A 5,840-nucleotide genomic window follows, 5' to 3' on the forward strand; every position below is an offset into this window, starting at 1 on the left:
ATTGTGCTGTTGTCTCTAATCCATCTAATCCCGGCATTCTGATATCCATCAGAACCAAATCAAAGCGTTGTTGGCGGCCTAATTGCAGCGCCTGTTCACCGTTTTCAGCTAACTCGACCTGGTGGCCTAATTGTCTCAACATCATACCGGTAATATCACGGTTGGTTTCAGCATCGTCGACTAACAGAATTTTTATTTGCCAAGGTTGTAATGGTAACTTCGATGGCGTGGGTAATGAGTATTCGAAAAGACGTTGCTTAACATGAGTATAAAGACGCCCTGGCAGATAAGCGAGTTCGGCATCGGCAAAATCTTCATTACCATCATCCGGTAAGCAGGTAATGCCCCATGCTTTAAGCTGTGGGTGCAAGGTACTCGGTGCCGCTAAACTGCCGCTGAAAATGGGGGCAGACAGTGTTTCGTTCAGCGGTAATTGCAGTGAAAAACAGGTTCCCGCTTTAGGTGTGCTTTGTAATTGCAAGGTACCTTGCATTAATTTGGCGAGATTACAGGCTATTGCTAGTCCTAAACCGGTTCCCTGTCCGTGGGAGCTGGTTTGAAAAAAGGGTTCGAATATTTTTCGCTGATTTTCAGCATCAATACCACAGCCAGTATCTTGAACAATGAAATATAATTTATCTTTTTTGCGTTCAACACGGAGGGTAATGGCACCAGATTGAGTAAACTTTACCGCATTACCTAACAAGTTGATCAAAATTTGCCTTAAACGCAATGCGTCTAATTGCAATTTTAGTGGGACATTTTCACCGACATGAGTACATAAGGTTAATGACTTCGTCATCGCAGAACTTTGAATTGCCAGCATGGCTTGATCAAGCAACGGCAGTAAAGCGGTTTCTTCCAACGCCAGCGTCATCTGTCCCGATTCAATACGAGAAAAATCGAGCAGATCATTAATAATGCCTAATAAAGAAAATGAACATAACCGAGCGGTATCTGCCAATCTTAATTGTGCGGGGGTCAGTGGGGTATTTTGCAATAATTCAATGGCGCCTAAGGAACCATTGAGCGGGGTGCGAATTTCATGACTGATAGTGGTTAGATGTAAACTTTTACGGCGACTGGCTTGCTCCGCTTCTTGCTTAGCCTGTGCAAGCTCGAGGGTGCGTTCTTTAACTTTTAGTTCTAAGGTATCGTACTGTTCATGGAGGGTATCCAATAGATGATTGTACGCTCGCGCAATATGTCCCAGCTCATCAGTACGTGTGGCCGGTAGCCGCGCATCCATTGCATCTGGGCCGGTAGCGCCAATAATATTAACAAAGTTGGACAGCGGAATAGCTAAGTAATAGCGGAGTAAGAAGAATAAAACCAGGGTGAGTAATACCAAAATCGCCAGGGCGAAGGGTAATTGATGCAACGCGGGTTTAGCTGCTTCCCAAGCGAAACCGATACGAGGATAGAGCACTAATTGTTGCCATCTTGGCCCGTTAAGCTGAGTACGAAATATTAAATAGTCTTCGCTTTGTTGCCATCCATCATGTAATTTCATTTGGCTCAGTTGCTCGAGAATTTTATTTAATTGTTCGGCAGGCGCGCTTTGTTGAGACATTGGCAGCAGTTCACCGTTGCTGTCTAATAACAAATTAATATCTTTTTGTTCTGTCACTCGACCATGAGAAAGTATCCCATTCAGTTTTAAAGCAAAACCGGCTAACATTCCGCTGTCATCGGATACAGCAACAGAAACATGCCAACCATTGTTGGGGGTGTAAACGGGGCTTCCCCAGAAAACATTGCTATGTATTGGGAAGGTTGGCAACTGAAATAATTCTCGACGGCGCTTGGCAAAGTAGTCTTTAGATATTTTTTGCGGCGGTAGCAAAGTAATGCCCTCGCTGCGATCTATAATGAAGCTATCCAGATAATAAGTTTGATCGGCAGCACCGTATGCCTGAATGATCCAACAATCATTGCTACGTTCTGGTGACGTACAACTGCTGTCACCCGTTAATGGGATATAGAAGCTGTCATAATTATTGAGAGGCTGTGGGGTTTCTGTCTGTGATTGATAATGTTCACGGCGGCTGGCAAGCAACCTGGCATCACGTTCTGCCCCTTCAAATTGCTGGTTGCTTAAATCTGCTCGCAAAATAGCCACGTGAGTTAAATCTTCAATCAAACGATGCCGCGTATTTTCAAACGAAAAAAAAGCATTAGTTGCTATGGATATTAACCATATTGCAACCAGAGTCGCACCCAATAATAATGTCAATCTAGTGACCAGTGATGATTTGTTTTCCATAAAAGTCACCTAAATTATTTTTTTCAGTACGCCATAGGAAGCAATTGAGATCAAGAGTTAAGTGAATTTTGTTGTGAATTTTGATATATTAAATACATAATATTAAAATTAATGATTAATTAATGTTTTTGCTCGATAGAAAATTATTTTATATACCCACAGCCCTTGAAGTTGCCGCTAGGCGAACATTCGCAGCCAACAACACTTCGGCTTCAAAGGCGAAGGGTATATAATTATTAATTTAAACCAACAGTTAACCCTTAACTCTGTAGGCTATACTTATGCTCGAAATATTGGAAACGCTTCCGTTGATTGCGATTATTTCGGTAACACCAGAATCTAATACTGTTCGCTTTAAACTGGATGACATTTTAGGTATGGCAAAGGATTATAACCATTCTGCTTGTATTGGCTTATCGCTATTAGACAAAAATGGCATACCTGATAAGGCTCTACAACATATCACGTTATTATTAGCCTCTAGAGAAGAGACTAAAGATTATGCTTTGCAGCTGCATGAAGAGCGTTGGTGGCTGTGGCTTCGTTGCAATGCTGAAAGCAAAACTGAGGAACTCTCCATTTTATTAGAACAACTGCTTGCTCTGAGCCGATATATTATTTCTCAAGTATCGGTAATAACTTCTTTAGATAGGCAAGCAATAGGTAAGGTAGTGATATGAAAAAAATTGTTGGGTTAATCTGTCTGTTATCTAACCCACTGCTCTATGCGCAACCGATTAATTGGCAGGGTTCTCCTTTTTTTATTTATAGTCGAGGAATCGCTGTTGCTAATTTGTTACAAGAATTAGGGAAAAACTATGGTATCCCGGTAATAGTGAGTCAGGCAATTACTGAAAGTTTCAGTGGAAAATTAAAAAATCAAACCCCTGAAGAAATGCTTGCTTATTTATCAGCCAAATATAACCTTACCTGGTATTTTGATGGTGATGTGCTTTATTTTTATAAAACGCAGGAAATTAGAAAAGAAATTATATCACCCGATGATTTGTCAATAAAAACCTTGATTAACTATCTTAGAAACAGTGGGTTATCAGATGGAAAAAACTGTACAGTTAAAGCGATCACTTCACTGAATAGTTTAGAGGTCAGTGGCGTTCCTGTGTGTATTGAACGTGCTGCTAGATTGACAAAGTTGCTTAATCAACAAGTGCGAGATAAGACCGATAATAAAGAAACGGTCAAAGTATTTTTACTTAAGTATGCGTCTGCGACAGATTCAAATTATCAGTATCGAGACCAAGAAGTGCAGTTACCTGGTTTAGTCACGGTTCTACGTGAGATGAGCGCTGGAAATACGCTACCGGTTAATACCGCTAATGGTGGAAAGATTGAAAATACCAGTTTGCCTCTTTTTTCTGCTGATCCGCGCCAAAATGCGGTTGTTGTCCGTGATCGCCAGGCTAATATGCCAATCTATAAAAGTCTCATTAATCAATTGGATCTACGTCCCATCGGCATAGAAATCTCAGTTACCATTATTGATGTAGATGCGGGGAATATTAATCAATTAGGTATTGACTGGACATCCTCTACTTCCTTAGCGGGCAATAAGGTTTCCTTTAGAAGTGGGTTAATACCGGGCAGCAACGATAGTTTCTCTAGTGTTATTGGCGATACAGATAATTTCATGGTTCGTCTTAAAGCATTACAACAAAATTCCCGCGCCAGGGTATTATCCCGTCCCTCGGTGGTGACACTGAACAATATTCCTGCGGTACTGGATAAAAACATTACTTTTTACACTAAATTACAAGGCGATAAAGTTGCTAAACTTGAATCTATTACCTCAGGTTCTTTATTACGAGTGACACCAAGAATGATTAATGACAATGGGCGGCACGAAGTATTACTGAATCTTAATATTAAAGACGGGGTACAAAAAAGTTCGAATAATGCGACTGAGCCCTTGCCACAAGTACAAGATTCTCAGATTTCAACGCAGGCAACGTTAAAAATCGGGCAAAGTTTACTCTTAGGCGGATTTATTCAAGATAGGCAAAGTGAAGCAGAAAAAAAAGTCCCCTTCTTGGGGGATATTCCTGTTATTGGTGAATTATTTCGTAGTACTGATAAGCACTCACATAGTGTCGTTCGGTTATTTTTAATTAAAGCAGTACCGGTTGATACAGGGCATTAAGATGAATGCGCAGCTAAAAATGCGTCTGTTAAACGGAGAACTTAATGGACGTGAGATCCGTTTGCCCACAGGGGATTTCACGCTTGGAGAACAGGGATGTGATGTGCTTTTGCCGCTACAACAGGGTGAAGTATTGACGCTAAAAATAGAAGAAAATAACGTTTTTATGCAAACGGCGGGGCGAGTTTGGGTCAATGGTCGTGTTTTTGACTCGCAAAACGCATTGCCTTTGAACGAGGTAGTCGAAACAGCCGGTCTAATTATGGTATTAGGAGAGCAGGACGATATACTTAGCGGCATAACTATTCCTCGTCGGTATTCTGGGCAAGAGTCATTGTTGTTATTATCAGGGGCTGTATTATTGCTACTGCTGTTAGTGTCTATGAGCTTATTTTGGTTATCTCATTCTAAAACGGGCAGTGTAGATCAAGCATTAGCACTGCAAAACCAGCTGGAAGAGCAACTGCAACAATTAGAATTAAAAGATGTTAAAAGTAGCTGGCAGCCTGATGGTAGTGTGATATTAAATGGCTATTGTTTATCTTCAGCTGCGATTCGGCAGTTACAAAATTTTTTGATTCTGCACGGTGTCATATATCGCAACCAATTGGTGTGTGATGATCACTTAATTGTTAGTGTTAGTGATGTGGTACGGCAATACGGTTATCCAGATGCTGAGGTGAGCGAAGGTAATCAACTGGGGCGTGTTACTATTCATGGCACCATTCAAGCGGGCCCGCAATGGGAAAAAGTGCAAGAAGTGCTCACGCTGATGCCGGGATTAAAAGGATGGACGGTAATTAATCATCAGGGGGAGATGATTAATCTATTGATAAATAAATTAAGGGCTTTTGAATTACTTGGCTATTTAAGCTTGGCACAGAATAAAAAAAATATTGTTATCAGTGGGCAACTCTCTGGCGAACAGCAGCAAAAATTAAATGTAATATTCACCAGCATTCAGCAGGAGCTGCCTGATTTTCCTCCTATTGTTTATCAAAATATCCCCGCTTCAGATCAATCCAAACAATTACTTCCGGCAGAAATCGTCAGCTATGGTGGTAATCAAAACTCTGAATTTATGGAACTGGCCAATGGACTTCGTCTGCAGCAAGGAACGATATTGCCCAATGGCTATAAAATTGTTTTTCTCAGTGCTCATGGTCTTCAATTAATGAGAGGAAATAATCTTGTCCATATTCCACTGAGTTTTTAATAGAGGTTAACACATGCAACGCATCACCAAACTGGAAAATTGTATTAAATATGATCATGAACAAACTCAAGCCAAGTTAGATGAATTGGCAGAAGCTTTAATTCAATTAAAAAAAAATGACCTCGATACCGGAAAAACCTGATATTCAAAAACAGTTTCTTCAGCTAACTGAAGCCGTATTAAGTGCACAAAAGATTATT

General features: G+C 40.6%; 5 protein-coding genes. 4 read left to right on the forward strand and 1 reads right to left on the reverse strand.

The window, feature by feature from the left end:
* Window positions 1-2,266 (reverse strand): two component system sensor kinase (locus REG_RS09990; RefSeq protein WP_039908852.1); only part of this gene is annotated, 2,266 nt, incomplete at its 3' end.
* 281 nt (window positions 2,267-2,547) lie between these two features.
* Between REG_RS09990 and REG_RS09995 the strand changes: the two genes are divergently transcribed.
* From REG_RS09995 to REG_RS12865, 4 genes are read left to right on the forward strand one after another with little or no spacing between them, the layout of a single operon-like run.
* The gene (locus REG_RS09995) at window positions 2,548-2,946 is read left to right on the forward strand and encodes a hypothetical protein (protein ID WP_006705532.1); all 399 of its coding nucleotides are present in this window, start codon (window positions 2,548-2,550) and stop codon (window positions 2,944-2,946) included.
* On the forward strand, window positions 2,943-4,424 hold the full coding sequence (locus tag REG_RS10000; RefSeq protein WP_006705533.1) for an EscC/YscC/HrcC family type III secretion system outer membrane ring protein: 1,482 nt from the start codon (window positions 2,943-2,945) through the stop codon (window positions 4,422-4,424). The genes REG_RS09995 and REG_RS10000 overlap by 4 nt, the downstream gene beginning before the upstream one ends.
* Before the next feature lies 1 nt (window position 4,425).
* Complete coding sequence (gene sctD, locus REG_RS10005) at window positions 4,426-5,640, forward strand: type III secretion system inner membrane ring subunit SctD (protein WP_006705534.1); 1,215 nt, start codon at window positions 4,426-4,428, stop codon at window positions 5,638-5,640.
* A gap of 13 nt (window positions 5,641-5,653) precedes the next feature.
* Window positions 5,654-5,782, forward strand: coding sequence for an EscE/YscE/SsaE family type III secretion system needle protein co-chaperone (locus REG_RS12865; protein ID WP_141553684.1), 129 nt, complete (start codon window positions 5,654-5,656; stop codon window positions 5,780-5,782).
* The last annotated feature ends 58 nt before the right edge of the window (window positions 5,783-5,840 follow it).

The organism is Candidatus Regiella insecticola LSR1 (assembly GCF_000143625.1).
Lineage (GTDB): Bacteria > Pseudomonadota > Gammaproteobacteria > Enterobacterales > Enterobacteriaceae > Regiella > Regiella insecticola.

Coding starts and splice junctions, on each gene's coding strand:
- sctD (WP_006705534.1), top strand. CDS start 4,426: ATGAATGCGCAGCTAAAAATGCGTCTGTTAAACGGAGAACTTAATGGA.
- REG_RS09995 (WP_006705532.1), top strand. CDS start 2,548: ATGCTCGAAATATTGGAAACGCTTCCGTTGATTGCGATTATTTCGGTA.
- REG_RS12865 (WP_141553684.1), top strand. CDS start 5,654: ATGCAACGCATCACCAAACTGGAAAATTGTATTAAATATGATCATGAA.
- REG_RS10000 (WP_006705533.1), top strand. CDS start 2,943: ATGAAAAAAATTGTTGGGTTAATCTGTCTGTTATCTAACCCACTGCTC.